This is a genomic window from Streptomyces sp. NRRL S-495, from assembly GCF_000966955.1.
Taxonomy (GTDB): domain Bacteria; phylum Actinomycetota; class Actinomycetes; order Streptomycetales; family Streptomycetaceae; genus Kitasatospora; species Kitasatospora purpeofusca.
Window position 1 is genome coordinate 1 of the sequence record NZ_JZWY01001104.1, and the last position, 505, is coordinate 505.

General features: G+C 74.1%; 1 protein-coding gene. It reads left to right on the forward strand.

Features of this window, described 5'->3' with window-relative positions:
- A partial coding sequence (locus tag VR45_RS39460) for a tetratricopeptide repeat protein (RefSeq protein WP_045944788.1) occupies positions 1-505 on the forward strand: 505 nt, incomplete at both ends.

Genomic DNA, 505 nt, shown 5'->3' on the forward strand with positions numbered 1-505 from the left:
GACCGGTACGGCGAGGGCCAGGCCCGCAACGACCTGGCGACGGCGCTGGGCGCGCTCGGCCGCCATGACGAGATGCTGGCCGAACTCCGTGTGGCCCGGGCCCTGTTCGCGTCGATCGGCGACCGGGTCGGGGAGGCCCGCACGATCGGCAACCTCGGCGACCACTGTCTCGGCACAGGTGCCTACGGGCAGGCGCGGCTGCACTTCCAGGGGGCGCTCACGCTGTTCCGGGCGCAGCCGGAGGAACGCCGGGACGATTGGGCGATCCGGGTCTGCGAGACCAACATCGGGGTGACCGCGATGCTGTCGGGCCGGGCCCGGGAAGCGGGCGAGTACCTGCACCGGGCCCTGGACCGGCACCGGTCCACCGGTGATCCGGTCCTGGAGAGCATCACCCTCTACCACTTGGGCGACCACCACCGCCGGCTGGACCGTCCGGCGGAGGCGGCGGCACGGCTCCGGCAGGCCCTGGCGGTACTCGACGCCACGACCCGCAACCCCCGGC